A 26,114-nucleotide genomic window follows, 5' to 3' on the forward strand; every position below is an offset into this window, starting at 1 on the left:
TTCAACATAAAATATTCAGTGGGACACACAACCGATATTGCGGATGCCGACGATCAGGAACGCCCAACCATCCTGCCAAGTGTATGACGCATGTCGACGAATACAACATATTATCACGTTTGCGATGAGCAATGATCGCGATCGGCGTGTATGGCGGCCGCTCCGCAGCTTCGGCCTACAACTCTTTCCGACGGAGCCTAATAGGGCATGCCGACATAGTTTTCGGCGAGTGCTGCTGCTGCAGCCTTCGAGCCTACGAGGTAATTGAGTTCCGCTTCCTGGATTTTCCGGTCGAACTCGCCGGCTTCGGGAAAGCGGTGCATCATCGTCGTCATCGACCAGGAGAAGCGCACGGCGCCCCATACGCGCTTGAGGGCTCGCATCGAATAGGCGTCGATTGCCGCGGCTGATTTCTCTAAGAAATACTCTTGCAGACCTTCGAACAGGTAGAACACGTCACTGGTTGCAAGGTTCAGCCCCTTGGCGCCGGTCGGGGGCACGATATGGGCGGCATCGCCGACCAGGAACAGGCGGCCGATCCGCATCGGCTCGGCAACGAAGGACCGCAACGGCGCGATCGATTTTTCGAATGAGGGGCCGACGACCATGCTTTCCGCATGCTCCGCCGGCAACCGCCGACGCAGTTCGTCGTAGAAGCGCTCATCCGACCAATCCTCGATCTTCTCGTCCAGTCCGCACTGGATATAGTAGCGGCTGCGGCTGGCCGAGCGCATCGAACACAGTGCGAAACCGCGGCTGTGATTGGCGTAGATCAGTTCGTGGCTGACCGGCGGCACATCCGCCAGGATCCCGAGCCAGCCGAACGGATAGACCCGTTCGAACGTCGTGAGACTGTGCTCCGGCACCGATTTACGGCTGATGCCGTGGTAACCGTCGCAGCCGGCGATGAAATCGCAGTCGATCCGGTGGCTGACGCCCTCTCTTTCGAATGTCACGTACGGGTTCGTTCCATCGAAGTCATGCGGCGCTACGTTTTCGGTACTATAGATCGTGGTTGCGCCGGAGGCTTCGCGCTGATCCATCAGGTCGCGGGTGACTTCGGTCTGGCCGTAAACCAGCACGCGTTTTCCTGTTAGCCCGAACAGGTCTATGCGGTGGTCGCGGCCGTCGAAGGCAAGCGAGAACCCGTCATGTGGGAGGCCGTCCCTGTGCATCCTGTCCGCCGCACCGGCACGCTCCATCATGCTGACCATGCCTTCCTCCAGCACGCCCGCCCGCACCCGGCCAAGGATGTAGTCCTTGCTCACCCTGTCGAGAATGACGTTTTCGATACCGGCATTGGTCAGCAGTTGGCCAAGCAAGAGACCCGAAGGGCCAGAACCGATGATGGCGACTTGGGTGCGCATGAAATCCTCCGTAGATCTTGGGGTCTCTTTAAGCGCACCCGCAGGCGTTTGAACAATGGACTATACGGCCAATCTATAGGACTGATGCCGGTCCGCCTTCACGGAGAAAAGCAACGCTCGCCGGACACGGAGAGCCGTAGGATGACGTCCAGACGTATCATACCAGGCCGTCGCGACGACGGCCTGCCCGATCGACGCCTTCACTTCAGCGGCGAGAAGGGCAGCGGCATGGCGATCTGGCTGGTCATTTCAGGTGTCAGCCAGTCCGGCCCACCCTTCGGTGGCCATCTTCCGTCGGTGACCGATTTCCCGCGTGCCTCTGTGCGGGCGGCAAGGCTGGCATAGGGCCAGATCTGGGTGAGCCGCGGCCTGCCGTCGAGCCCGTACATGGCAACGGTGAGCTTCGAATAGGCCTCGCGCGCGGGCACCGCATCGGCCCATTTCTCCGCGGTCGGCGTGATGCCGTTGATCCGGGTGTGATAGGTGCGGAACTCATAGATCGGGCCGAACGTGCCCGCCTCGACGGGAGCCAGGAATTCCAGCGCCCGGTAGCTTTCCATGCTGAGCGAAACCAGTTGCTCGACGCAGCCGAAGGGGTTGTCGCTACGCAACGCCCGCTCGCGCTCACCGTAGAGATCATCGAGACTGTCGAAGGCGCGCAGCAGGAAGATTCGGTTCAGCGAACCGATATCGGTGCCCCAGGCTCCACAAAGGCGCCCCACGCCTGATGCCACCCAGGCTTCGATCCCGGGCGTTGCCTTGCCGGCGCCGAAGATCACCGTGTCGAGCGTCGCGAGTTCATAAAGGCTCATTCCATTTCCTCCTGTGAAAGTGTCTCGGATACCGTGACGGACTGGCCGGACAGAACGCGACCGGCGATGTATCCGAACGTCATGCCCGGACCGAGCGTGATGCCGCCGGACGGGTAATTGCCGCCCATGATCGACGTCATGTCGTTGCCGACGGCAAACAGACCGGGGATCGCTTCGCCGCCCGCGTCCAGAACCCGCGCCTGCGGATCGGTGCGCAGGCCGGCGAAGCTTCCGAGCGATCCCGGCACGATCTTCACCGCGTAAAACGGCCCATGGGCAAGCGGTGCAAGCGATGGATTGGGCCCGTGGTCGGCATCGCCCTGGACCCGGTTGTAGGCGGACCGGCCACGCCCGAATTCGGGGTCTTCGCCACGCTCGGCATGTCGATTGAAAGTCGCGACCGTTTCAGCGAGTGCCGCTTCGGGAATGCCGCAGACCGCGGCAAGCTCGGCCAGCGTTCGACCTTTTTTGAGGTAGCCGGAACGGATCGCCGGGCCGAGAGGAAACGGGAACGGTTTCGACCAGCCAAGACCCCAGCGCCGTTGCGCCTTGTGGTCGGCGATCAGCCAGGCAACGGGCGGGCTTGCCTGCGGCGTCGCATCGAGCAGCGCCTTGGTAAAGTCGTGATAACTGTCCGCCTCGTTGACGAACCGCCTGCCCGACGTTGTAACCGCGATGATGCCGGGTTTGGCGCGTTCGATCAGATGCGGGAAATGGGCAACGCTGCCATCCGGCCGTGTCACCAGCGACACCGGCGCCAACGCCATGGCCGATGCGAGATCTGCGGAAACGGTGGCGCCGACGGTTTCCCCCAGCCGCAATCCGTCGCCCGTATTGCTGCTGGGTGCGGCCGAAAAATGCCCCTCGCCGCCGCCGGCCGATCCGGCGAGCGCAGTCAGACGGTCGCGGTCATGCGGAAAACCACCGGTCGCCAGCACGACGCCGCGCGCCGCATGAACGATCGTATCGCCACCTTCGGTATCCAGCCGCGCGCCGACGACCCGACCGCCATTTCGCAACAGCTCTTTCGCCGGCGTCTGTTCCATCATCGACACGCCGAGATCGAGCGCCGAGCGCAGCAGACGGGCAACAAGAGCATTGCCGTTGACGAGATGCATGCCGCGGCGGTGCAATGCAAGATCGCGAAAATGCCGGACGAGCCGGCCCGCTGCATAGAGCCCCGAACGCGGCTTGCGGGTTGCCTTGAAGAAATGTCCGATGTCGGCACCGCTTGCGAGCCCCATGCCCCAGAGGCTGGCGACGTCGAGCGGCGGGCGGAGCTTGTCGATCCATGGCCCGAGCCGCCGCCCGTCATACGGAGCTGCCGTCACCGACCGGCCACCCTTCAGAGCACCGGGCGTGTCGTGGAAATCCGGCACGCGATTGCCGTCCACCCAGCGGACCTCGGTATGATCCTGAAAGAAGGAAACCATTTCCGGACCATTGGCCAGGAAGGCCGCGACGCGCGGATCACCGTAACGGTTGCCGAGTTCGCTGCGCAGGTATTCGCGAGGTCCGTCCGGTGGTTCGTCTATTCCGGCAGCCCGCGCCAGAGGATTGCGGGGTATCCAGAGCCAGCCGCCCGACCAAGCCGATGTACCGCCGAAAACAGAAGCCTTTTCAGCGACGATGACCTTGCAGCCGTAGTGCGCTGCCGTCACCGCCGCCGCGAGCCCGGCAGCGCCGGAACCGATGACGAGAACATCACAGGTCATGGTGTTCACAGATTGCCGTTCCATCCATCTCCGCCTTACGTGCATGCCCGGACAAGACAGTGGAACGGCGCGTTGCTACGCGGTCTTTCGTTCCATTCCGCTGGCCGGCTCAACCGCCTTCACGACTGCCTGAAAATATTGCGATCCCGAGGCTGCCTCGCCAAGTTCGATGGCCGCGGCCTGAAGACGAGGTGCGAGCACCGCCATCCGCTCCGCGGTCATCCGCACGGCCGGGCCGGCGATCGAGAGACATCCGAGCACCTGACCATGGCCGTGATACCGGACCGGAACGGCCATAGCCGCCATGCCGGCGATATAGCTATCCACCGCCGTCGCGTAACCGAGGGCGCGGGCCTCAGCCAGTTGTTCCAACAGCAGCGTAAGGCTGCGCGGGGCGTTCGGTCCCGTGCCTTCCGCCTGTCGCAAAAGCCCTTGGCCGGAGACAAGCGACAGCGCCTCTTCATCACTCATCGACGAAAGCCACGCCTTACCCCCGGCGGAACTCGCCAGATGCACGACCACGCCCTGTTCCTGGCCCGGATCGTAACGGAGGCCACGTGTTGCCCCCTGCGCCACCGCCACCCAGGTCAGACGGTCGCCATCGATGACGGAAAGCCGGATCAACTCGCCGGAATGCGCCGCCAGTTCGTCGAGCACCGGCTGCGCCACATCCGTAATGCCGGCACGGCCGAGAAACCCGACGCCCATGGCCGGCAGCTTGATGGTCAGGGCGTAATCGCCCTGCGCCTGCGCCTGGCGCACATAACCTAGCCGCGCGAGCTCCTGCAAAGTCCGGTGTACGCCGCTTGCCGGCTGATCGATTTCGCTGGCGATCGCCGACACGGTGAGGCCGGCCGGATGATTGACCAGCAGTTCGATGATGGCGAGGGATTTTCCGAGAACGCTGCTCATGGACCCATTCCGTTGTTGAACACGGTTCCACTAAGGCTTTCGAGCGGTGAAAGGTCAACTGTGACGGACTGTCCGGTATCGGCTGCCGTGCGGATCGCATCGAGCACGATCAGGTTGGCCGTCGCGTCCCGTACTGACACGATCGGCGTGCCTGACCCGTCCATCAGATCGGCAAAATGGGAAAGCTGGCGCTCGTAGGGGTCGGCCTGGATGACATCGAGTACTGTCGGTCGCAACTTCTCAGTCCAGTCCGGCTCGCCCTTCGGTTCCCAGAGCGTCAGATCGGGCAGCGAGAGGCCAGCTTTGCTGCCGGCATAATGATGGGCGGTTACCGGATGAGCTGGAAAGCGTGCCGGATTTTCCGCCGCTGTCAGGTCCCAGGCCCAGGGGCCGACCGCTGCATCGGATATGCACAGGGTCGCGATCCCGCCATTGACGAAGGAGAGATTGACCGCCGCCGTATCCTCGACGGCAAAACTGCGGCGCGCATGGCTGGCGATCGCCTGGACGTGCGCAATCTCACCGAAGAAATGCCGCAGCAGATCGATTTCGTGGACCATGTTGATCAGCAACGGCCCGCCGGCGCCCGGAGTTCTTCGCCACGCGGCCTCGAAATATCCGGCTGGCTTTGCAAGCGAACAGGTCACGGTCGCCATCACCAGATCGCCAATCCGACCGGCATGAATCGCCGCATGGGCTGCGCGGATGATCGGGTTATGGCGACGGTGATGGCCGATCAGAAGCGGCAGACCGATCTCGTCGGCAATCGGGATCAGCCTCAGGGCCGAAGCCAGGCTTTCGGCGACCGGCTTTTCCAGAAGCACGGGTATGCCGGCCCGCAACAAAGCTTCGGATACGGGGAGATGCGTCTCGTTCGGCGTAGCAACGATCGCCGCGTGAGCGAGACCCGAATCGATCAACGCCTCTGCGGAAGGAAGACAGGGAATGCCGAGCGAGGCAGCGAGAACAGCTCCCGCCGGCATCGGGTCGACGATCGAGGTCAGGCGAAAACGGGGCATTCCGGCCAGCGTATCGATATGCGTGCGGCCGATGGCACCGGCTCCAATTACCGCAATGTCGATTACACGTCCCATCCAGATCCTCCCCGATCGAATGTGAGGTATCAGACGAATAACAAAAATGGAACTGGTTTTTATTCTTGAATGTCATTCCATAATTTGTGATGGTGACCACAGAAGACTAGCCTGTCTCGTCTTTTGGGAGGATTGTCACATGCAACATGCACTGACGAAAGTCGGGCCAGATTACGATGTCGTCGTACTGGGAGCTGGCGCAGGAGGCATGTCTGCCGCCATCTTTGCCGCGATGGAAGGCGCACGTGTCCTTTTGGTCGAGCGCACCGAATATCTCGGCGGCACGACCTCCTATTCCGCCGCGACCACGTGGATCCCGCTTACCCGTCACGCGCAGGCCATGGGTGCCGACGACAGTCGCGATAAGGTTTCAGGCTTTCTCGATCGCGCTGTCGGCAACCACAGCTCCAAATCCGTGCGCGATGCGTTTGTTGCAGCCGGGAAAGGTGTGGTCGATGCGCTGGAAGACAAAACGGACGTCAAATTCCGTGCGCGCCCTTTTCACCCCGACTATCTTTACGAGCTGGAGGGCGCCACGTCCTTCGGGCGGGCTCTCGAACCTTTGCCGTTCGATGCATCGGCGCTCGGGAAAGACCTGCATCTCATCCGTCCGCCCATCCCGGAATTTACTATTCTCGGCGGCCTCATGGTGGACCGTGACGACATCGCCCATCTGATGAAAATCGGCAAATCGGCGAAGTCGACCGCTTACTCGGCTCGACTGATCGGACATTACTACCTGGACAAGATCCGCCATGGCCGCGGAACGCGGCTGGTGATGGGCAATGCTCTCATCGGCAGGATGCTGCTTGCCGCGCGAAAGCTCGGGGTCACCATCCTCACCGAAACCGAGGCATTGGCGTTCACGACCGGGCCTCACGGCGTAACAGGCGTGACACTCCGTCAGAAGGATACCGAACGGCAGATTCACGTCACGGGCGGTTTGATCCTCGCCTCCGGCGGCTTTGCCCGTCACCCGACCATGCGTGCAGACAAGTTGCCGCAACCACTGCCCGAATTCAGCCCGTCGGCGCCTGGTCATACGGGCACGCTGCATGATCTCGCCTTTACCGCGGGCGCCTATCACGGCGACACGGCGGCGCAGCCGTGCTTCTGGGCGCCGGTCTCGCATCGCAAGCGCGCCGATGGCTCGATGGCGGTTTTTCCGCATTTCGTCTTCGACCGTTCCAAACCCGGCATCATCTCGGTTGGCCGAGACGGTCGTCGCTTTGTCAACGAAAGCACCAGCTACCACCTGTTCGTGTCGGCCATGTATGCGGCGAACAAGGACGGCAGCCATGTGCCCACCTATCTGATCGCCGACGCTGCGGCGCTGAAGAAATACGGCATGGGGATGATCCGGCCCGGTGGTGCCAACATTGCCCCCTATCTTGCCGATGGCTACCTGACCGAGGCTGCGACGCTCGACGAACTCGCCAGAAAGCTCGGCATCGACGCTGCCGGCCTGAACGACAGCGTGGCCAGGATGAACGCCTATGCAAGGACCGGCACGGACGCCGACTTCGCCCGCGGCACCACCGTCTACGAAAAGGCCAATGGCGATCCGACGCATGGGCCCAATCCGACACTCGGGCCGCTCGAGACGGCTCCCTATTATGCCGTCAAACTCTGGCCTGGCGATATCGGCTCGGCCATAGGACTGGTCGGCGACGAAAATGCCCAGCTTCTGCGGCGCGACGGATCGGCGATCTCAGGCCTTTACGCCTGCGGCAACGATTTGCAGTCGATCATGGGCGGGGTCTATCCCGGCCCAGGCATCACTGTTGGCCCGGCGATCGTGTTCGGGGCCATCGCCGCCCGTCATGCAGCCCGCCGCGCCGTCGCTGCTCGCAAGGGAGAGGCTGCATGAGCCTCGTCCTTGTGACCGGCGGAACCGGCTTCGTCGGCCTGCGAACCGTCAGGGCATTGCAGGCGGCCGGGCACCGGGTCCGGATCTTCGACCTGGCTCCGAAGCCGGAACGACTATCTGTCACGGATGGCGTCGAGATCGTCTCGGGCGACATCACCGATGCCGCCGCGGTGGCGAAAGCTGCCGATGGATGCAACGGAATTGTCCATCTCGTCGGCCTGATGACGGTCGATTGTGCCCGCAGCCCGGCGCTCGGCACGCGCGTCAATCTTCTAGGCAGCATCAACGTGTTCGAGGCGGCAAAGGCAAAGCGCCTACCGATTGCCTATCTGAGTTCGGCCGGCGTGTTCGGACTCGACGATGCCGTCAATCCAAGGCCGATGACGGTCTATGGGGCGACAAAGCTTGCGGTCGAAGGCATGGCGCGGGCCTATCTGCTCGACCACGGCATCCCGAGCCTCGGCCTTCGCCCCTACATCGTCTACGGTCCCGGCGAAAGCGCTGGCATCGCGGCTGGTCCGTCGATCGCGCTTGGAGCCGCCGTGCGCCACGAACCGGCTGAAATCCGTTTTTCCGGCCGCGTCGGCTTCGTCTACGTGGACGACGTGGCACAGATGTTGTCGACCGCGATGACAGTGCCGCTGGAAGGAGCGACCGTTCTGACCATGGCCGGCGATACGGTGGAGATGACCGATTTTGTCGCCGAACTCAGGCACCAGTCCGGCTGGAACGAGATCCGGATCAGCGGGCCGCCCTTGCGTATTCCCGCCGATTTGGCGTCGGACCCGGTGCCGCACATCCTCGGCAATCAGCCTGTCACGACCGTCGGCAACGGCATCGCCCGGGCCTTGGCCGAACTGAAGGAGACCGCCGGTGTTGAATAGTCCAACGTTTCGCCCCCATCGTCCATTTGCCGATGACGGGGCCTGTGTTTTTGTCGAGCTTGAGAACGACCGGACAAGGGTCGGATCGCATGCCGAGGGGAGGAAGGCGTGAGTATACATATAAAGGTCGATGGGGAGACCAAGCTCTTCCCGATCATCGGCCATCCGATCGGACAGGTGAAATCGCCCGCTTCGCTCAGCCAGATCATGGCCGATCGCGGCTTTAACGGCATCGTCGCACCGGTCCATATTCTCCCCGAAGACCTGGCCGGCTGGCTGTCGCAGGCAAAGAGCATGCGCAATGTCGCGGGCATCATTGTCACGGTACCGCACAAAGTCCCCTGCCTCGAATTCTGCGCCCGCATATCGGCCCGCGCAAAGGCATCCGGCGCCGTCAACATCATGATCCGCGATGGCGACGACTGGGTGGGCGACGCAACCGACGGACACGGCTGCCTTGACGGTGTCGCGGCCCAAGGCTTCGAGATCGCCGGCAAGTCTGCGCTTCTGGTGGGTACTGGCGGCGCCGGAGCGGCCATCGCCTACGAAATCCTGGCACGCGGCGCCTCGGAACTGGCCCTCCACGATCTCGACACGCACAAACGCGATGCGTTGATCGCGCAGTTGAACAAGGCATTTCCGGGTCGTGCGCGGATAGGCTCAACAGATCCACGCGGTTTTGCACTGGTCGCCAATGCCACGCCACTTGGCATGCGTGAGACCGATCCCCTGCCGGTGCAGACGGATCTTCTGACCGCAGACCAGTTCGTCTCGGACGTCGTGACGCGGCCGGCCGTGCCGCCACTGATTGCTGCTGCCCGCGACAAGGGCTGCGGCACCATGTCGGGGTCAGGCATGTTCGACGCCCAGGCCGTGCTGCTGGCCGATCTCTTGATGGGGACACGCACGATCGACGCCTAGGCGATCGAGACGGAGACACCGCAGGCCCGGGTCTACGCCCGGGCATGAGGATACGGCGACAAGGGAGGAGACCTGGCCGCCGGGACGGAAATATCGATCAGCCAAGGAGGAAGGTCATGATCAGACAACTTATCACCACGACTGCAATGGTACTGGCGCTCGGCGCAATGCCGGCGCTTGCTGAACTGAAGGTCGGCTCGATCGTCGAGTTGTCCGGACCCGGCGCCGCGGCCGGCACCAACTTCCGCGATGGCGTGAAGATGGGCTTTGAGGAAATCAATGCCCAGGGCGGCATTCTCAAGGAGCCGGTCAAGGTTCTGGAATATGACAGCCAGACCGACCCACAGGTTTCGCGCGCCATGGTCCAGAAGGGAATTGACGACGGTATCTACGCGATCATGGGAACGGTGTTCTCGTCATCAACCGTGGTCAACATGCTGGTCGCGCGTCAGGCCGGCATTCCGCAGTTCACCGGCTCCGAGGCCCCGTCCATCGTCGCCATGAAAAACCCCTACATCTTCCGCACCGCCTTCGGCTCCCAAAAGGGCGTGCCGAAACTTGCCAAATACATGTCCGAGACGATGGGTCTGAAAAAGGTCGGCGTCGCCTGGGCCAATACCGAATTCGGCAAGGGCGGCCACAAGGCTTTCGTCGATGCGATGAAGGCTGCCAATATCGAGATCGTCGTCGATGTGCCGTCCGAACAGGCGCAGGCTGACTTCTCCGCCGACGTGCTGAAGCTGAAGGGCTCCACGGCCGAAGCCTTCTTCATCTATTACACTGAAGAAGAAAGCGCCCGCTTCCTGCGCGAAGCCCGCAAGCAAGGCCTGAACAAACCGCTTCTCGGCGAAACTACTCTGATCGGCCACAAGGTCATCGAACTTGCCGGCGATGCGGCCAACGGCGCTATGGGCCATGTCGGCCTGACGCCCGATGCCGATATCCCCGCCGTCAAGGAAATGGTCGAGCGCTTCAAGACGAAGTTCAAGTACACGCCCGACCACAATGCCATCAAAGGCTACACCGCCGCCTGGACGCTGAAATACGTTACGGAAATGGTCGGCAAGCCGGACAGCAAGGCCATCGCGGAAAAGCTGCACGGTCTCAAGCTGACCGCCAAGGAGCACCCCGGCGTCCTGATGGATGTGAGTTGGGACGACACGGGCGAGATGTCGCGCGAAAGCTTTGTCGTGAAAGTCGAGAACGGCAAACAGGTGGTCCAGGCGGTGCTGCCGCCGAACTGATGCCGATCGCATGACGAGACAAGTGCCGGCGGTTCGCGCCGCCGACACGTCGTCATCAATCCTGCACGTCACGCCGATTACCAGCCCGTGAGGACGACCCCATGGCCGAGTTTATGCAGATTATTGTCTCCGGTCTCGCCGCCGGCTCCATCTACGCCCTTGCGGCAGTCGGCTTCACCCTGTTGTGGCAGGCATCGCAAACCATCAACTTTGCCCAAGGCGAGTTCGTCATGCTGCCAGCGTTTTTCGTGCTGGTTGGTATGACAGTGTTTGGCCTGCCGCTATGGCCCTCCGTGGCGCTGGCGCTCGCGCTGTCGCTTCTTATCCTCGGCGTGGCCTTCAAGCGGCTGATCGTCGAACCGATGCTGCCGCACGGAACGCTGCCGCTGGTCATCGCCACCATTTCGCTCGGCCTCCTGATGAAGGAAAGCGTCAAGGAATTTTACGGCGCGACCGCCCAGCCCTTCCCTGCGATCTTTCCGCAGACGGTCTACGAGATCGCCGGCGCCAGCGTTTCTATGCAGGATATCGGCAATCTCGTTGTCTCGATGCTCGCAATCGGCAGCCTGCAGCTGTTTCTCAATCGAACACGGACCGGCCGCTGCATGCAGGCCAGCGCCCAGAATCCGGCGGTTGCCGAAATCCTCGGCGTCAACGTCAAGCGCATGGTGCTCTATACATTTCTGATCAATGCCGGCCTTGCCACCGTCGCCTCGGTACTGATCTCGCCGATCTATCTTGCCAAGTTTTCCAATGGTGAAACGCTCGGTCTCGTCGCTTTCATCGCCGCTATCGTGGGCGGGTTTAACCAGATCCGCGGCGCGCTGGTCGGCGGCCTGCTGATCGGCGTGATCGACAATCTGTCAGCCGTCTACATCTCCGCCCAGTACCGCTCGGCCATGCCGCTTCTGCTGCTGATCGCCATCATCCTCTTGCGTCCGCAGGGCCTGCTCGGCACCTCGGAAGGGAGAACCGTATGATCCGCCTGAAACCGTTTCTGCTTCTGCTGGGTATTGCTGCCCTCGTCGCCGCTCCGATCGGCCAGGGCAACTACATTGTCTACACGCTGGCCTCGTGGCTGATTTTCTCGATCACTGCCATGGGCCTCAACCTGACGCTCGGTTATGCCGGACAAGTCAGCCTGGCGCAGGCCGCCTTCATGGGCATCGGCGCTTACATCACCGCGCTGATGACGCTCAACGGCATTCACTGGGGACTGGCCGTGATCGTGTCGATCGCAGCAAGCTTCGCGGTCGGCTTGCTGCTCGGCTACCCCGCGCTGCGGGTTCAGCACCACTTCCTCGCCTTCGTCACGCTTGCCTTCAACACACTGTTGTTCCTCGTGCTGCGCAACGAGGAAGAGATAACCGGCGGGTCGTTCGGCCTTGTCGGCATGCCTCGACCGTCGTTTTTCGGCATCACCACCGACGGCAACATCGCCTTTTACTATTTCACGCTGGTCTGCTTCGTCGTGTCCGCTAGCGCCATGTGGTGGATCCTGCGCTCCCCCTGGGGGCGAGCCTTCAAGGCGCTGCGCGAAAATCCGATCCGTGCCGAAAGCCTTGGCCTCAAGGTTCGCCGCCAGACACTGCTCGCCTTTGCCATCGGCTCAGCGTTCGGTGGTCTTGCAGGCGCGCTGCAGGCACCGCTGGTGCAGTTCATCGAGCCCAGCAGCTTCGGCTTGATCCATTCGCTGAAAATCCTGCTGATGGTGGTGGTCGGGGGTTCCGGCTTCTTCTTCGGCCCAATGCTGGGTGCCGCCGTGGTCATCCTCCTGCCAGAACTGCTGCGCTTCACGGAAGGCTATTACCTGATCATATACTCGACGCTGGTGATCGTCCTGATGGTGTTTTCGCCAACAGGCCTGATCGGCGCCGGTCACAAATTGATCGAGAAGTTCCGGCCCAAGCATGAAGCCCGCCGGGATCTCAAACAGGGAGTCCAGCTATGAACGCGGCGGCCCAGGAGGTCATTCTTTCGGTTCACAACATCTCGAAACGGTTCGGTGGCATCCGCGCCGTCCACCAGGTCAGCTTCGATGTGCATAAAGGCGAGATCCTCGGATTGATCGGCCCGAACGGATCGGGCAAATCGACGCTGTTCAACTGCATTCTTGGCCAGTCGAAGCCGACCGAGGGTCACTGCAAGATCAACGGCAAGTCCACCGACGGCGTAAGGCCTGCCGACCTGTCGCTGATGGGTGTCGGCCGCACCTTCCAGCAGCTCTCGGTCTTCCCCAACATGACGGTGCTCGACAATATCATCGTTGCCGGCCAGGAGCATGGAGGCTCGATGCTGTCGCGCCTGTTCGGCAAATCGGACGCCGGACTGACGGAAAAAGCCGAACAGCTGATCGAGTTCTTCCGGTTGACGCCTTACCGCGATACGCCGGCGGGCTCGCTCTCCTATGGCCAGCAAAAGCTGGTGGATGCCGCCATGGCCTTCATGGCGGGACCCGGCATCGTACTTCTCGACGAGCCGGCCGGCGGCGTTAACCTGACCATGCTCGGGCACCTCAAGGACCGGCTGATCACCTACAACCGCGAACACGGCACAACCTTCGTGGTCATCGAGCACAATATGGAGTTCGTCATGTCGCTCTGCACCCGCGTCATCGTGCTGGCGCAGGGCGAGATCATCGCCGAGGGGACACCGGATGAAATTCGGGCGAACCAATTGGTCATCGACGCGTATCTCGGAGGCTGACATGCTGGAAGTGAAAAACCTCAATGGCGGTTACGGCCGCATCACAATCCTCAACGGGACGTCTTTCAGCATACCGAAAGCGTCCATCACCACGGTGATCGGTCCGAACGGCGCTGGCAAATCCACGGTGTTCAAGGCGATCTTCGGGTTGCTCAACATCAATTCCGGCTCCATCCACCTGGAAGGCGAGGACGTGACGCGTAAGCGCCCGGCCGAGATGATTGCCCGTGGCGTTACCTACGTGCCACAGGGCCGCAATGTCGTGCCGCAACTGTCCGTGCTGCACAATCTCGAACTCGGCGGCATTACCGCCAAGGATCAGGCGCGGGTGAAAATGCGGATGGAACAGGTGATGGACCAGTTCCCGATGCTGCGCCAGCGCAAGGACCAGAAGGCGATCGAGCTCTCCGGCGGCCAGCAGAAACAGCTTGAGATCGCCCGCGCGCTGCTGCTCGATCCGAAGCTGATCCTGATCGACGAACCGTCGATCGGCCTGTCGCCCAATCTCGTGCAGGAGGTGTTCCAGACGCTGACCCGCCTGCGCGACCAGGGCGTAACGATCCTGATGGTCGAACAGAATGCCAAGGCAGCGCTCGCCATGTCCGATTATGGTCTGGTCCTGGAACTCGGCCAGACGCGGATGTTCGACAGGTCGGACAAGCTGCTCAATGACCCGCGTGTGGGCCAGCTCTTCCTCGGCGGTCACATCGAGGATGCCGCCTGATTGATCCTCGCGATCGCATAACCTTTTCGGCGAAGCGTTCTCAAGGGGACGCGTCGCCGAAATCACCGAACGCGGTCCAGCCGCCGTCGACCGGCAGCACCACGCCGGTGATCGCCGATGCCGCTGGAGAGGCTAGAAAATTGACGGCGGCCGCCACCTCCTCGGCCATGATCAGTCGCCCGATCGGCGTGCGGCGGCGAAGCGTTGGCAGATCGATCCGGCCTGCGGCCGCCAGCTTTTCCACCAGCGCCGTCTGCACGAAAGCCGGCGCAACGGCATTGACCCGCACACCACGCCCAGCCCACTCGCAGGCCATCGCCCGCGTCATGGCAACGATCCCGGCCTTGGCAGCACCATAGGCATTGCGCTTGGGAAGACCCGTCAATCCCGCGATCGAGGACAAATTGACGATTGCGCCATCGCTACGCGCGACCATGCCACGCGCCACTTCCCGCGACATCAGAAACGTGCCGGCCAAATGCACGTCGAGGACGCGACGGAACGCCTCTATCCCCTGCTCCAGCGTTGGCAGGTGGCTGTCGCCGATCCCGGCATTGTTGACCAGCACATCGAACGGCGCTGAACCCGCGACCGCTTCCACCTGCGCCTCGTCGGTCACATCGCAGGCCATGCCGCGATGGACATCGCCCAATTCGGCCGCCCGCTCAGCAGCCTTATCGCCGTCGATATCGGCGATGGTGATGCGGTGGCCGCTTTGAGCAAGCGCTCGGGCAATTGCCAGGCCGATCCCGTCGGCGCCGCCGGTGACGAGGGCTTCACGCATAACCAGGCCTCGGTACCAGTCCCATCAGCGACTGCGACAGTCCCCCATCGACGAGGATGTCCTGTCCCGTGATGTAGGATGCGCGCGGCGAGGCGAGGAACAAAGCCGCGTTTGCCACATCTTCGGGGCTTGCGATACGGCGGATGGGGACCATGGCTTCGCGCCGCGCTTTGACCTGCGGATCGGCGTAGAAGGTTTCGGAAAGCGTCGTGCGCACCAGTCCCGGGCTCAACGTGTTCGAGCGGATGCCCTTCGGTCCCCATTCATAGGCAAGCTGTCGCGACAGCATCAGGATCGCCGCCTTCGATGCGGAATAGGCGCCGCTTGCGGGTTGAGGGTGGCTGCCCGAGATGCTTGCCACATGCACCAATGCGCCCCGCCCACGGGACATCATGCCGCGACCGAACGCCTGCGCGGTCACGAGATAACCCGTGAGGTTGACGGAGAGCATCGCCGACCAGTCGGCCTCGGAGACGCTTTCGAGCGGGCCGGGCCGCAGGATTCCGGCGTTGTTGATGAGGATATCAGCGCCTCCCTGCGCCTCGACCGCCTCCGCCGCTGCGGCAACGTCGTCTGCCCGCGACACATCACACTTGAGCGAGAAACTACCCATACCCAGTTCGGCAGCGAGCGACGCCGTCTGCGCCTCGTCACGGTCGAGCAGCACGACCCGCACACCTTCCGCAGCGAAGGCGCGCGCCAGCCCCTGACCGATGCCGCCTCCGGCGCCGGTGATGACGGCCGTCTTTCCCTCCAGTCCAAGCCAGCTCATGTCTCCCTCCCCCGTCGCCCCCGGTGCGATCCCTGCGAGATAGCGCCCGGTGATCCAGCCGAATGTCATTGCCGGGCCGAGCGTGATGCCGGCCCCGGGATAATTTCCGCCCATGATCGAGGCCCGGTCGTTGCCGACCGCAAACAGGCCATCGATCACCCGGCCATCCCGATCGACGACCGCGCCCTCCACTGTGGTTTTCAGTCCGTCGAACGTTCCGAGGTCGCCGATTTCCAGCCGGACGGCGTAGAACGGCCCATGCTCGAGAGGCGCAACCGAAGGGTTGGGCTTGTGGTCGGGATCGGCAAGGTATCGGTTGAAGGTGGTCTCGCCGCGATGGAACTGTTCGTCCCGTCCGTGCCTGGCGCCCCGGTTGAATTCGGCGACGGTCGCATCCAGACCCGTCGCGTCGATCGCGCAGGCCGCGGCAAGATCGGCAAGTGTCTTTCCCTTCTTGAGGTAGCCGTTTCGCAGCCACGGCAGAAGCGGCACCGGCGCCGGCTTTGCGTGACCAAGACCATACTTGCGGATCGCCCGATGATCGCAGATCAGCCACGCGCCCCCCTCGCCCGCCGCAACCATGGCAGCGCCGACATCGTGGTAGCTCTCACTCTCATTGGTAAATCGCCGGCCATTGGACAGAACGGCGATCATGCCCGGCTTGTAGCGATCGAGCAGATGCGGAAACAGGCCTTTGCCGGGCACACGGCTGATCGGCATCCACGCGGCCGGCTGGGCGAATTCGGCATCGAATGCGCCGCCTGCCTCCTCGCCGAGACGGATGCCGTCACCTTTATTGCCCTCCGGTACCGGCGAAAAATGCTCACCGCCTGCCTTGAGATGGGCGTAGATCCCGGCTCGCCTCGCGAGATCCTGCGCATATCCTCCGCAGGCAAGGACTACGCCCCGCCGGGCGATGATAAGGCCGGGTGACGCGCCACCGACCTCGACGCCGGTGATACGACCACCGTCCTTGGTCAGCCGCAGCGCCGGCGTCTCGGTCAGGATCGGAATGTCGAGATCGAGACAGGCCGCGGCCAGCCGCGCTGCCAGCGCGTTGCCGCTCGTGACCTGGACGCCGCGGCCGTGACGCATAACCTCGCCGGCATGCGCGACAAGGCGTTTCATCACGTAGGAAAACGAGGTCAGCGATTTGGTGGCGTTGAAGAAATGCCGGATATCGGCATTGGACGAGTTGAACATCATGCCCATGAACGTGATCGAGCCGAGCGGCGGCCGCAGCCGCGCAAGATCGCTGCCGAGCACGCTGCTGTCGAAAGGCGCCGCCAGCACCGAGCGCCCGACATCGACGCCGCCATCCACCGTCGGGTGATAGTCCGGGTAAAGCGTGGGGACGAATTTCACCACCGTCTCGCGTTCGAACCAGTCGAGCATTTTCGGACCGGCCTCGAGAAACGCGTCGATCGTTTGCGCGTCGAACCAGTTCCCGGTCTCGGCCTTGAGGTAACGGCGCGCCGCGTCGCGCGTATCGCTCGGGTTGTTCGATTTCCCGTGCCGGTTTCCAGGTATCCACAGCACGCCACCCGAAAACGCCGTCGTGCCTCCGAACATAGGCTCCTTCTCGATCACGATCACGGAAAGGCCGTGTTTCCTCGCCGTGATCGCGGTGGCAAGCCCTCCCGCGCCCGATCCGACGACCAGCACGTCACAGACGTGCCCCTCCTCCCTCTTCGGCTCCATCCGCTTCTCCCGGTCGCGTTTGATGGAGATCTTGCTAACCCGCATACCGGGGATGACCAATGGACGCCGTCGCGCAATTGTTGCACTATTTGCCAGGGAGATAATGAGGAGGACACATGGGAAGCTTGGCCGCAGGCGGCATTCCGCTTTACTATCTCTATGGCGATCAGGGTGCCGACGTCGATCTGGACTTCCTGCATATTGAACCCCTGCGTGACCGCAGCGGGCCAAACGATTGGAGAATTCGTCCGCATGCCCATCCGGACCATATGCAGGTTCTGCTGGTCAGAGAGGGGGGTGGAACGATCCGCATGGAGGATCAGATCTCATTCATACCCGCGCCTGCGATCATGGTTGTTCCAGCCGGTATCGTGCACCAGATCGATTTTGATCCGGGGACTGACGGCTACGTGGTGACGGCCGCACTCGGTTGCCTGAAGGCAGCGTCGAGCTCGGACCCGCGGCTCGAAACGGCTGCATCGAGACCGGCAGTCTACCCGATCGAAGGAACCGGCGTCAGCATTCCGGCCGTCGTCGATACGTTTCACTGGCTGCATCGGGAATTCATCTGGTCGGCACCCGGCCGGCGCATATCGATGATGGCACACTACATGCGGCTGCTCGTGATCGTGCTGAGGCTTAACATCACCCATGACGAGACCGGTATATCCACGCCAGACCGGGGTTATGATCTGCTTTTGCGCTACAGGGCCCTTTTGGAGCGCCACTTCCGGACGGAGCGATCCTTGACCTTCTACGCGAAAGAGCTGGCGGCGACGCAGGCGCGGCTCAATGCTGCCTGCAAGGCGCGCGCCGGCAAGACCGCGTCGGACCTGCTCTACGAGCGGCTGTTGATGGAAGCCAAGCGCTACCTCGTCTATACCGAGAGCAGCGTCGCGCAGGTGGCACATATGACCGGTTTCGACGACCCCGCCTATTTCAACCGCTTCTTTACCCAGCGTGTCGGGATCTCTCCGGGGACCTATCGCAAACAGGCGGCACGACACGACAACTGATAGGCTCAATTGTCCAATCTCTTGCAGACCTTATCCATGTTCGCGGCCGGTCCGGCGTGCCAGACTGACGCGATGGGAGACGGTGATGATCCACGAATGGCGAACCTATCAGCTAAAGCCGGGCGCAACCGGCGAGTACCTCGCGCTGCTTGCAGACCTCGGGCTTCCACTTGTGACACGGCACCTGCCACTTCTCGGCTACTGGCAGGCGGAAACCGGCCCTCTGAACGTGATCCACCATCTCTGGACCTATGCGGACTGGGCTGAACGCGAAGCATGCCGCGCCGCCCTCTCGAATGAAGAGGCTTGGGTAAACGGCTTCATCCCCCAGGCTTTCCCGATGGTGTTGCAGCAGCATAACTCTCTGGCGACGCTTGGGCGCGGATCACCCGTTTTCGACACGGCCGTCGCCGACCGTCACCGGCAGCATGGCCCACGGCCCGCAGGCACGCCCTTGTTTGCCCCTGACTGTGCAGGATTGGTGACCGCCCATGCGCCGCCTGATGCGGTCGCGCTGCTCGAGCCGTTTTCCGGTTTGACAGAAGGTCCTCTTGCCCTGCTTCCACGTCACGCTGATCCGTTGAGGTTCGTCGGTGGGTATGAAGGACAGCACACCGTACTGCGCCCCTTGTCGTTTTCGCCGCTTTGAACGCTGTGCAAATTGCCGCTACACCTGCGCAAATGTCTCTTTCAGTTTCAAGCCGAGCGTTACCGCACGCGCTATCATCAGGACCATCATCGCTGTCCACAACCCTTCATTTCCCCAGACCTGCTGCAGACCATAAGCGGTGGCGATGAAGATGCAGGTGGAGATGATCATGCTGTTGCGCATATCGCGGGCACGCATGGCTCCGATCATGATGCCATCAAGCATGAAGCTGGTCACGGAAACGAGCGGCAACGCGATCAGGAAGGGAAGCAGGGCAATCGCGGCGGTACGGACATCTTCCTGATCGGTGAGGAGCGAGATGATCGATGGGCCACCGAAGGCGTAAACGACCGAAAACAGAAACGCCACCAGACCCGACCACACAAACGCGGCCTTGATCACCTGGGCAAGCGCCTTTTTTTGCCGCGCGCCGATGACTGAACCGACCAGGGTTTCAGTGGCGTTCGCAAACCCGTCCAACCCATAGGATGTAAAGCCGTGGAGGTTGAGAAGGATGGCATTGGCGGCGAGGATCGTGTCGCCTTCCTTGGCACCGCTGCGGGCAAACCAGCCGAAACAGAGCAGAAGGAAGAAGCTTCGCAGAAAGATGTCCCGGTTTACCGCGACCAGCCGTCGAAGCGCCAACCCGTCCAGCAGCTCTTTCATCCGCACTGCGGGATGCGCACCGAATGGCTTGATGATGAAGAGGCCTGCGATCAAGGCCACCCATTCGGCAAGGGCGGTCCCCGCCCCTATCCCGGCGACACCCCAGTCGAAAACAAGAACCAGCGTGAGAGTTGCGAGCAAGTTGACGATATTAAGGGCGACTTGTAGCGCCAGTGAGATCATCACGCGCTGGCAACCGAGAAGGTAGCCGAGAAGGACAAAATTTCCGAGCGTCGCAGGCGCTGACCAGATTCTGGCGAATGCATAATCCGACGCGCTCCGGTAGACCGCTTCACTGCCGCCGAGGAATCCGAGTCCGATCTCGATGATCGGCTTTTGCAGCAGGATGATCACGGCACCGCCGGCAGCGGCGATAAGCAGCGCCCGAAACAGATGCATGCGCATGAGCGTGCTATCTTTGGCACCCCACGCCTGAGAGACCAGACCGGTCGTTGCCATGCGCAGAAAACTGAAACTCCAGAAAAGGAAATTGAACAGCACGCCGCTCAGCGCGACCCCGCCGAGAAAGAAAGACCCCGAAAGATGTCCCGCCACCATCGTATCGACAAGTGACAGGATCGGCTGAGCCAGATTTGCGAGAATGATGGGAAGCGCCAGAAAGACCATCCGACGGTTCCAGTTTTCATTTGCTCCCTGTTCCGGCAAGATGGTCATAAGCCGAAAGGGCCTGAGCAGAAGAGCTTCGCCTGCCCTATAGTCTTGATCGACATCGTATTGCCCCCATCGGTCGGCTTTTTGTTGGACCTCATGTTGGCTTCACCAGTCCATGACGACCTTTCCGGAATTGCCGGAGCGCATGGCCTCGAACCCGTCTCTGAAGGAGTCGATGCCAATGCGATGGGTAATAAGAGGCGAAAGGTCGAGGCCGCCCTGCACGAAGGCGATCATCTTGTACCAGGTCTCGAACATTTCCCGCCCGTAGATGCCTTTGAGATTGAGCATCTTGAAGATCACTTTGTTCCAGTCGATCTCGAACCCGGTCGGCGCGATGCCGAGAATGGCAATCTTGCCGCCATTGTTCATCTTGTCGATCATGTCGCGGAAGGCGGGGGCCGCGCCCGACATTTCCAAACCGACATCGAAGCCCTCGGTCATACCGATGCGCTTCATCACGTCCGACAGGTTTTCCTTGGACGCATCGACGACGTGGTCGATGCCGAGCTTTTCGGCAAGTGCCAGACGTACCGGGTTGATGTCGGTGATCACGACCTTGCGCGCGCCCGAGCGCTTGGCAACCATCGCACCCATGATGCCGATCGGACCGGCTCCGGTCACCAGGACGTCCTCGCCGACCAAATCGAAGGAGAGAGCGGTGTGCACGGCGTTGCCGAACGGATCGAAGATCGCGGCAATCTCGTCCGGCACATCATCCGGGATCGGCACGACATTGTCTTCGGGAATGCAGACGAATTCGGCAAAAGATCCGGGCCGGTGGACACCCACGCCCAACGTGTTGCGGCAAAGGTGTCCGCGCCCCGCGCGGCAGTTGCGGCACTTGCCGCAAACGATATGCCCCTCGCCGGAGACGCGCGCGCCGACCTGGACCTTGGTGACCGCAGAGCCCACCTGCGCGATCTCACCGCAGAACTCGTGGCCGACGACCATCGGCACCGGAATGGTTTTTTGGGCCCAACTGTCCCAGTTCCAGATNCCCAACTGTCCCAGTTCCAGATATGAACGTCGGTGCCGCATATCGCGGACTTCTTCACCCGGATCAGCACGTCGTTGGGGCCGGGGTCCGGAACAGGGATATGCTCCATCCAGAGACCGGTTTCGGCTTTCGACTTGACGAGGGCGCGCATCATGTTGGTCATCGAAAAATTCCTGTCAATGAGTTGGATCGGTTCGGGCCGGGCGTCTACTCGATCACGCGCAGTTCCCTGCCGACCTCTTCGAACGCCGCAATGGCCCGGCGCACATCGTCCTCACTATGCGCCGCAGACATCTGGGTGCGGATACGGGCCTGGCCTTTCGGTACGACCGGGAAGGCGAAGCCGACGACGTAGACACCCTTTTCCAGCATCCTCGCCGCCATGTCCTGCGCCAGCGACGCATCGCCGAGCATGACGGGAATGATCGGATGCCCCTCGCCCGCCAACGTGAACCCAAGCTTGCTCATTTCATCGCGGAAGAGGCGGGAATTGGCTTCTAGCCGGGCGCGCAATGCGTCACCATTGTCGATCAGGTCAAACACCTTCAGCGAGGCGCTCGCAATCACCGGAGCGAGGGTGTTGGAAAACAGATAGGGACGCGAGCGCTGGCGCAGCCAGTCGACCACTTCCTTCTTGCCGGACGTGTAGCCGCCCGATGCACCGCCAAGCGCCTTGCCGAGCGTGCCGGTGATGATATCCACCCTGCCCTCGACGCCGCAATGTTCCGCCGAGCCGCGACCGTGCTTGCCGACGAAGCCAACGGCGTGGCTGTCATCGACCATGACCATGGCGCCATATTTCTCGGCAAGGTCGCAGACGCCCGCAAGATTGGCGATGATGCCGTCCATCGAAAATACGCCGTCTGTGGCGATCATCTTGAACCGGCTGCCTTCGGCCTTTTTCAGTTCCTCCTCCAGCGCCGCCATGTCGTTATTGGCGTAGCGGAAGCGTTTTGCCTTGGAGAGGCGCACCCCGTCGATGATCGAAGCGTGGTTGAGTGCGTCCGATATGATCGCGTCCTCCTCGCCGAGAAGCGTCTCGAACAATCCACCATTGGCATCAAAGCAGGACGAATAGAGGATCGTATCCTCCAATCCCAGAAACTTCGAAATCCGGTCTTCGAGCTGCTTGTGCTCTTCCTGCGTCCCGCAGATGAAACGCACAGATGCCATGCCGTAGCCGTAACGATCCAGCGCGTTCTTGCCGGCCTCCACCAGTTCGGCGTTGTCGGCAAGGCCCAGATAATTGTTGGCGCAAAAATTCAAAACCTTGCGACCAGATGCGACTTCGATCTCGCCGGCCTGTTTGGAAACGATCACCCGCTCGGTCTTGTAGAGACCCGAAGACCTCAGACCCGCAAGTTCGGTGGAGAGATGTGCGAGGAATGCGTTGCTCATTGTGAATGCAACCTTGTTTGCCTCCGACGCATCCGCGTCGCGGCTTGGAGAAATTCGGGTATGGGACAGGAGAAGCGCGTTGACGCTCCTACCTCCCCTGCCTCGACCTTAAGCTGCTCGGTCCGTTTGCCGGACGATGAAGCAATGATCGAAGGCTTACGATGGTCACGCGGCCGAGGGTGCAAACCCGTTTTGGCAAAGGGTCTTTAATTCATCCAATGACATTACGTCTAGATCAAGCGCGTTGAGAAGATCGTTCTCAGCCGCGAATTCACGTCCGTACATGGCCGAGAAGATCCGGACACCGGCTTCGTGGAGCCGGTACCGGTCTCGTGACATGGATCCTGCGCGTTGCAGCAAGGCGCGCGACGTACGTGCGCCGAACCACGCCGCACATCTGAATACAACCGTGTGTTCAGATGTCCGGTAGGGTGCATTCCTGTCTTGTGGTCGGCGGCTGGCAGCGCAATGACCAACATGTTTGCGCCGTACCCCTGGGCGGCCGCTTCGGTCACAGCCGTGGTGTTGAAAGCGCCGCCGATAGCCCATCGGCTACAAGAAGATTGTCCCCACACCCGAAGCAGACCAAAGGATACTGCCATCTCCTTGCTACTCACCGAAAGCTGCCACTGCCACTGCAATTGAACGCATTAGCCGGAAAGGCCAATGCAGTTGTCTGATACCCACTGCGTTTTTTGGAACGATAACCGCGTCGGTCTGTTGTAGGGCCACATGCAGGGAGTGGGACATGCGCAAAGTACTCGTGGTGGACGACGAGGTGTTGATCCGGATGACGGTCACAGACGCCCTGGAGGATGCGGGGTTCGAGGTCATAGAAGCCGGCACGGTGGACGAGGCCCTGGACAAGATTGACGACGGGACCATTCACTTCCTGTTCACGGATATCCAGATGCCAGGCCTTCTGACGGGTGTAGACCTTGCCCACGAAGTCGCGGCTCGCTTCCCCCACGCAGGGATCGTGGTTGCCTCCGGTCGCATCACGCCCGGTGAGATCGACTTGCCGTCTTCGGCACAATTCTTCTCGAAGCCGTATGACCTTGATCTGATCGTTGCACGCTTCGAGTCGATGTCGAAAAGCGCTGATCAGCGCGCTTCATCTACCCATGTTTCCGGTACAAGCGGACGCTAACTTATTCACCGGCAAAAGAGCGACCGCGCAGACGTTCAACGACAACACGGCTGCGCGTCAGCCCGTAGGAGTTTCCGGCGCGGGCTTGCGGCCGAGGCCTTCTCTAAGCGGTCAAGAGGCAAGCCGGCTCGTGTTGATGATAAGCGTGACCAGCGCTCCGTCCGGTGTCCAGTTATAGGAGATCGTTCCTCCAAGGTGAGCGGACATGGTACGGTCCAGCATTCTGCTACCGTAGCCGGCCGGGCCCTGTGGGAAGACAACCTCGGGCCCGCCCTGCTCGATCCAGGTCACCATCAGATTGTTCTCCTCGACCGATCCGGACACATCCAGTGTTCCGGTGCCGACTGACAGGGCGCCGTATCTCAGTGAATTCGTGGCGAGTTCGTGGATCACCAGCGAGAGGCCTGTGGCTGCCGCCTCTCCCACGCCCATCCTTGGAACTGCTACCCGAATACGGCCAGCAAACGCCGCCGTCTCGTCATAGGGGGAGAGCAAGATCGTGATCAGGTCACCGAGAAGAGCGGCCTTGCCCTGCCCGCCAGGTAAAGGCCGGACAAGGTCGTGAGCACGGCCGAGAGCGGTTAGCCTTAGAGTGAGCTGTGAGGTCATATCGGCGATCGAACTCGAGGACCGGGATGTCATCTGCGTCAGCCCTGACGCGATGGCGAGCAGGTTCTTGACCCGGTGGCTCATTTCTCCGGCGAGAAGCTCATGCCCTTCTTCAGCCTGCTTGCGGCCTGTGACATCGAGAAAGATGCCGGTCATCTGCCGAGCCAGAATATCCTCATCGCTCCCCTGACCGCGTGCTGAGATCCAGCGAACTTCAACATCGCTCATGATCCTGAAGTCGATCTCGTAAGGTCCAACGACGGCACGTGTTGCCGAGAACGCTGCCCTCACACGATCGCGGTCGGCCGGATGGACCTTGGCCGACAGGTCCTCAAAGGACAGGACGCCATCGACCTCCAAATCCCATAGTGCATATCCACGCTGGTCCATCGTGAACGCGTCCGTATCGACGTTCCAGGTCCACAGCGCCACGCCTGCCGCCTTGATCGCGCGTCGCAGCTGACCGGATGTCCACTCGGTGTTCTGGTCCATCAAGATGGCATCCTTAAAGGTCGGACTTGCGGGCGCGCATTGCGATCAGGCCTGCGGATGCCCTGGCGATGTCGTCGGCATCCTTCGCGAGGCGTGCCTGCCGCAGCCTTTGTGTTTTCGTCTCGCGCGCCGCAACGAGGGAGTCCATTTCCGCGACGGCGTGATTTCGGGAAAAGAACTGCGTCTGCGTGTTGCCGAAGGCAATCTCGGCCTGCTGTCTGGATTTCGAATGGGTCTGTGTCATGGATTTTCCTGTGGTTGAGCCTGCTTTGAGCGAGCCAACAAAAAAGGCCAGGCTATAAGCCCGGCCTCTCAGATAACTTGGTGTCGTCGGTGCCGGTACATCCGTGGTCAAGGACGAAACCAGGTACGATTAGGCAGCCTGAAGGTTGCAGGCCGACATCTTGCCCGACTTCGCGTCGCGCTCGAGTTCGTAGCCAAGCTTCTGGCCTTCTACGATTTCGCGCATTCCCGCGCGCTCGACGGCAGAGATGTGGACGAACGCGTCAGCGCCGCCGTTGTCAGGCTCGATGAAGCCGAAACCCTTGGTGGAATTAAACCATTTTACTGTGCCTGTGGTCATGATGAACCCTTTCAAAGCAATGTTGAGTGACCGTAGGACCGAAGCCGAACGGATGAGTGTAACGATTGATTTTGAGAGGGAAGTTCGTTCAGAGCGCGGTGCCAATCGCGCGGTAACCAAAGTTCAGCAAGCAAAAGATCGATAAACCAAAGATAGAGACGAAGGGCCGCCAAGTCAACCTTTAGTTTTGACCTGCTCTGCAGACCCGTCCCGCACGACGAGGTTCGTTAGGGCTTGTCCGCCAACCGCCCCGCGCATACAGTCTGAAGAGGATGGTTGTGTATGCCAGCGTCCAAAAGAACTTGCCTCCGTCCGCGACGCACCAACGCTCATAGACTCTTTTCGGCCAAACTTCTCGCGCAGCCAAGGGAAA

General features: G+C 61.6%; 24 protein-coding genes and 1 pseudogene. 11 read left to right on the plus strand and 14 right to left on the minus strand.

Translation table 11 applies throughout. The features are described from left to right. Positions 1-197 precede the first annotated feature (197 nt). From pobA to IFT66_RS18960, 5 genes are all read right to left on the minus strand, one after another. Positions 198-1,367, minus strand: a complete 1,170-nt coding sequence (gene pobA / locus IFT66_RS18940; RefSeq protein WP_192078532.1) for a 4-hydroxybenzoate 3-monooxygenase — start codon at positions 1,365-1,367, stop codon at positions 198-200. 200 nt (positions 1,368-1,567) lie between these two features. Beyond that, the gene (locus IFT66_RS18945) at positions 1,568-2,179 is read right to left on the minus strand and encodes an NIPSNAP family protein (RefSeq protein ID WP_192078533.1); all 612 of its coding nucleotides are present in this window, start codon (positions 2,177-2,179) and stop codon (positions 1,568-1,570) included. Further along, positions 2,176-3,918, minus strand: coding sequence for an FAD-dependent oxidoreductase (locus IFT66_RS18950; RefSeq protein ID WP_192078534.1), 1,743 nt, complete (start codon positions 3,916-3,918; stop codon positions 2,176-2,178). Before IFT66_RS18950 ends, IFT66_RS18945 begins: the two co-directional genes overlap by 4 nt. A 51-nt stretch (positions 3,919-3,969) precedes the next feature. Then, on the minus strand, positions 3,970-4,806 hold the full coding sequence (locus IFT66_RS18955; RefSeq protein ID WP_192078535.1) for an IclR family transcriptional regulator: 837 nt from the start codon (positions 4,804-4,806) through the stop codon (positions 3,970-3,972). Beyond that, a complete protein-coding gene (locus IFT66_RS18960; protein WP_192078536.1) occupies positions 4,803-5,900 on the minus strand; it encodes a Gfo/Idh/MocA family protein in 1,098 nt (365 codons plus the stop codon). Before IFT66_RS18960 ends, IFT66_RS18955 begins: the two co-directional genes overlap by 4 nt. A gap of 139 nt (positions 5,901-6,039) precedes the next feature. Here IFT66_RS18960 and IFT66_RS18965 point away from each other — a divergent pair, with 139 nt between their 5' ends. The 8 genes from IFT66_RS18965 to IFT66_RS19000 all read left to right on the plus strand — a co-directional run bounded on the left by IFT66_RS18965 (position 6,040) and on the right by IFT66_RS19000 (position 14,249). Beyond that, the gene (locus IFT66_RS18965; RefSeq protein WP_192078537.1) at positions 6,040-7,770 is read left to right on the plus strand and encodes an FAD-dependent oxidoreductase; all 1,731 of its coding nucleotides are present in this window, start codon (positions 6,040-6,042) and stop codon (positions 7,768-7,770) included. Continuing rightward, a complete protein-coding gene (locus IFT66_RS18970) occupies positions 7,767-8,654 on the plus strand; it encodes an NAD-dependent epimerase/dehydratase family protein (RefSeq protein WP_192078538.1) in 888 nt (295 codons plus the stop codon). Before IFT66_RS18965 ends, IFT66_RS18970 begins: the two co-directional genes overlap by 4 nt. A gap of 108 nt (positions 8,655-8,762) precedes the next feature. Beyond that, positions 8,763-9,575: a shikimate dehydrogenase family protein gene (locus tag IFT66_RS18975; protein WP_325264729.1), complete on the plus strand. Its 813-nt coding sequence runs from the start codon at positions 8,763-8,765 to the stop codon at positions 9,573-9,575. Positions 9,576-9,691: 116 nt separating this feature from the next. Further along, the gene (locus IFT66_RS18980) at positions 9,692-10,819 is read left to right on the plus strand and encodes an ABC transporter substrate-binding protein (RefSeq protein WP_174197604.1); all 1,128 of its coding nucleotides are present in this window, start codon (positions 9,692-9,694) and stop codon (positions 10,817-10,819) included. Positions 10,820-10,920: 101 nt separating this feature from the next. Further along, positions 10,921-11,799 carry a branched-chain amino acid ABC transporter permease gene (locus IFT66_RS18985; RefSeq protein WP_113111559.1) on the plus strand — a complete coding sequence of 293 codons (879 nt, stop codon included), beginning with the start codon at positions 10,921-10,923 and terminating at the stop codon, positions 11,797-11,799. Then, positions 11,796-12,770 carry a branched-chain amino acid ABC transporter permease gene (locus IFT66_RS18990; RefSeq protein ID WP_192078539.1) on the plus strand — a complete coding sequence of 325 codons (975 nt, stop codon included), beginning with the start codon at positions 11,796-11,798 and terminating at the stop codon, positions 12,768-12,770. The genes IFT66_RS18985 and IFT66_RS18990 overlap by 4 nt, the downstream gene beginning before the upstream one ends. Beyond that, on the plus strand, positions 12,767-13,525 hold the full coding sequence (locus IFT66_RS18995) for an ABC transporter ATP-binding protein (RefSeq protein WP_192078540.1): 759 nt from the start codon (positions 12,767-12,769) through the stop codon (positions 13,523-13,525). Before IFT66_RS18990 ends, IFT66_RS18995 begins: the two co-directional genes overlap by 4 nt. Position 13,526: 1 nt before the next feature. Beyond that, the gene (locus tag IFT66_RS19000; RefSeq protein WP_174197599.1) at positions 13,527-14,249 is read left to right on the plus strand and encodes an ABC transporter ATP-binding protein; all 723 of its coding nucleotides are present in this window, start codon (positions 13,527-13,529) and stop codon (positions 14,247-14,249) included. A 40-nt stretch (positions 14,250-14,289) separates the two neighbouring features. On the opposite strand, the gene IFT66_RS19005 is transcribed toward IFT66_RS19000, so the two are convergent. Further along, positions 14,290-15,033: an SDR family NAD(P)-dependent oxidoreductase gene (locus IFT66_RS19005; protein WP_192078541.1), complete on the minus strand. Its 744-nt coding sequence runs from the start codon at positions 15,031-15,033 to the stop codon at positions 14,290-14,292. Then, on the minus strand, positions 15,026-17,506 hold the full coding sequence (locus IFT66_RS19010; protein ID WP_192078542.1) for a glucose 1-dehydrogenase: 2,481 nt from the start codon (positions 17,504-17,506) through the stop codon (positions 15,026-15,028). Before IFT66_RS19010 ends, IFT66_RS19005 begins: the two co-directional genes overlap by 8 nt. Before the next feature lie 116 nt (positions 17,507-17,622). Here IFT66_RS19010 and IFT66_RS19015 point away from each other — a divergent pair, with 116 nt between their 5' ends. Beyond that, a complete protein-coding gene (locus tag IFT66_RS19015) occupies positions 17,623-18,522 on the plus strand; it encodes a helix-turn-helix domain-containing protein (RefSeq protein WP_062459325.1) in 900 nt (299 codons plus the stop codon). Between the two features lie 85 nt (positions 18,523-18,607). Beyond that, the gene (locus tag IFT66_RS19020) at positions 18,608-19,171 is read left to right on the plus strand and encodes an NIPSNAP family protein (RefSeq protein WP_192078543.1); all 564 of its coding nucleotides are present in this window, start codon (positions 18,608-18,610) and stop codon (positions 19,169-19,171) included. Between the two features lie 18 nt (positions 19,172-19,189). On the opposite strand, the gene IFT66_RS19025 is transcribed toward IFT66_RS19020, so the two are convergent. The 4 genes and pseudogenes from IFT66_RS19025 to IFT66_RS19035 form a co-directional block, all read right to left on the minus strand. Further along, positions 19,190-20,464 (minus strand): MATE family efflux transporter, encoded by a 1,275-nt coding sequence (locus IFT66_RS19025; protein WP_199864877.1) that lies wholly within the window; start codon positions 20,462-20,464, stop codon positions 19,190-19,192. A gap of 150 nt (positions 20,465-20,614) precedes the next feature. Further along, positions 20,615-21,508: L-threonine 3-dehydrogenase (gene tdh / locus IFT66_RS19030; protein ID WP_249406501.1), on the minus strand; the 894-nt coding region annotated here is incomplete at its 5' end. A gap of 1 nt (position 21,509) precedes the next feature. Next, positions 21,510-21,672, minus strand: a pseudogene (gene tdh, locus IFT66_RS23595) (L-threonine 3-dehydrogenase); the annotation flags it as partial. A 44-nt stretch (positions 21,673-21,716) separates the two neighbouring features. Next, positions 21,717-22,907, minus strand: coding sequence for a glycine C-acetyltransferase (locus IFT66_RS19035; RefSeq protein ID WP_062459309.1), 1,191 nt, complete (start codon positions 22,905-22,907; stop codon positions 21,717-21,719). A gap of 748 nt (positions 22,908-23,655) precedes the next feature. Here IFT66_RS19035 and IFT66_RS19040 point away from each other — a divergent pair. Further along, a complete protein-coding gene (locus tag IFT66_RS19040; RefSeq protein WP_092663293.1) occupies positions 23,656-24,057 on the plus strand; it encodes a response regulator in 402 nt (133 codons plus the stop codon). A gap of 111 nt (positions 24,058-24,168) precedes the next feature. On the opposite strand, the gene IFT66_RS19045 is transcribed toward IFT66_RS19040, so the two are convergent. The 3 genes from IFT66_RS19045 to IFT66_RS19055 all read right to left on the minus strand — a co-directional run bounded on the left by IFT66_RS19045 (position 24,169) and on the right by IFT66_RS19055 (position 25,741). Then, positions 24,169-25,158 carry a sensor histidine kinase gene (locus tag IFT66_RS19045; protein WP_192078545.1) on the minus strand — a complete coding sequence of 330 codons (990 nt, stop codon included), beginning with the start codon at positions 25,156-25,158 and terminating at the stop codon, positions 24,169-24,171. Positions 25,159-25,171: 13 nt separating this feature from the next. Then, the gene (locus tag IFT66_RS19050; protein ID WP_192078546.1) at positions 25,172-25,402 is read right to left on the minus strand and encodes a hypothetical protein; all 231 of its coding nucleotides are present in this window, start codon (positions 25,400-25,402) and stop codon (positions 25,172-25,174) included. Between the two features lie 129 nt (positions 25,403-25,531). After that, positions 25,532-25,741 (minus strand): cold-shock protein, encoded by a 210-nt coding sequence (locus IFT66_RS19055; protein WP_062459297.1) that lies wholly within the window; start codon positions 25,739-25,741, stop codon positions 25,532-25,534. Positions 25,742-26,114 lie beyond the last annotated feature (373 nt).

The sequence above is a fragment of the Rhizobium sp. CFBP 13726 genome (assembly GCF_014841925.1).
Taxonomy (GTDB): domain Bacteria; phylum Pseudomonadota; class Alphaproteobacteria; order Rhizobiales; family Rhizobiaceae; genus Neorhizobium; species Neorhizobium soli.

Excerpts from the sequence above, each read along its gene's own strand:
- pobA (WP_192078532.1), bottom strand. The coding sequence starts at position 1,367 with ATGCGCACCCAAGTCGCCATCATCGGTTCTGGCCCTTCGGGTCTCTTG.
- IFT66_RS18945 (WP_192078533.1), bottom strand. The coding sequence starts at position 2,179 with ATGAGCCTTTATGAACTCGCGACGCTCGACACGGTGATCTTCGGCGCC.
- IFT66_RS18950 (WP_192078534.1), bottom strand. The coding sequence starts at position 3,918 with ATGGAACGGCAATCTGTGAACACCATGACCTGTGATGTTCTCGTCATC.
- IFT66_RS18955 (WP_192078535.1), bottom strand. The coding sequence starts at position 4,806 with ATGAGCAGCGTTCTCGGAAAATCCCTCGCCATCATCGAACTGCTGGTC.
- IFT66_RS18960 (WP_192078536.1), bottom strand. The coding sequence starts at position 5,900 with ATGGGACGTGTAATCGACATTGCGGTAATTGGAGCCGGTGCCATCGGC.
- IFT66_RS18965 (WP_192078537.1), top strand. The coding sequence starts at position 6,040 with ATGCAACATGCACTGACGAAAGTCGGGCCAGATTACGATGTCGTCGTA.
- IFT66_RS18970 (WP_192078538.1), top strand. The coding sequence starts at position 7,767 with ATGAGCCTCGTCCTTGTGACCGGCGGAACCGGCTTCGTCGGCCTGCGA.
- IFT66_RS18980 (WP_174197604.1), top strand. The coding sequence starts at position 9,692 with ATGATCAGACAACTTATCACCACGACTGCAATGGTACTGGCGCTCGGC.
- IFT66_RS18985 (WP_113111559.1), top strand. The coding sequence starts at position 10,921 with ATGGCCGAGTTTATGCAGATTATTGTCTCCGGTCTCGCCGCCGGCTCC.
- IFT66_RS18990 (WP_192078539.1), top strand. The coding sequence starts at position 11,796 with ATGATCCGCCTGAAACCGTTTCTGCTTCTGCTGGGTATTGCTGCCCTC.
- IFT66_RS18995 (WP_192078540.1), top strand. The coding sequence starts at position 12,767 with ATGAACGCGGCGGCCCAGGAGGTCATTCTTTCGGTTCACAACATCTCG.
- IFT66_RS19000 (WP_174197599.1), top strand. The coding sequence starts at position 13,527 with ATGCTGGAAGTGAAAAACCTCAATGGCGGTTACGGCCGCATCACAATC.
- IFT66_RS19005 (WP_192078541.1), bottom strand. The coding sequence starts at position 15,033 with ATGCGTGAAGCCCTCGTCACCGGCGGCGCCGACGGGATCGGCCTGGCA.
- IFT66_RS19010 (WP_192078542.1), bottom strand. The coding sequence starts at position 17,506 with ATGGAGCCGAAGAGGGAGGAGGGGCACGTCTGTGACGTGCTGGTCGTC.
- IFT66_RS19015 (WP_062459325.1), top strand. The coding sequence starts at position 17,623 with ATGGGAAGCTTGGCCGCAGGCGGCATTCCGCTTTACTATCTCTATGGC.
- IFT66_RS19020 (WP_192078543.1), top strand. The coding sequence starts at position 18,608 with ATGATCCACGAATGGCGAACCTATCAGCTAAAGCCGGGCGCAACCGGC.
- IFT66_RS19025 (WP_199864877.1), bottom strand. The coding sequence starts at position 20,464 with ATGGTCTTTCTGGCGCTTCCCATCATTCTCGCAAATCTGGCTCAGCCG.
- IFT66_RS19035 (WP_062459309.1), bottom strand. The coding sequence starts at position 22,907 with ATGAGCAACGCATTCCTCGCACATCTCTCCACCGAACTTGCGGGTCTG.
- IFT66_RS19040 (WP_092663293.1), top strand. The coding sequence starts at position 23,656 with ATGCGCAAAGTACTCGTGGTGGACGACGAGGTGTTGATCCGGATGACG.
- IFT66_RS19045 (WP_192078545.1), bottom strand. The coding sequence starts at position 25,158 with ATGGACCAGAACACCGAGTGGACATCCGGTCAGCTGCGACGCGCGATC.
- IFT66_RS19050 (WP_192078546.1), bottom strand. The coding sequence starts at position 25,402 with ATGACACAGACCCATTCGAAATCCAGACAGCAGGCCGAGATTGCCTTC.
- IFT66_RS19055 (WP_062459297.1), bottom strand. The coding sequence starts at position 25,741 with ATGACCACAGGCACAGTAAAATGGTTTAATTCCACCAAGGGTTTCGGC.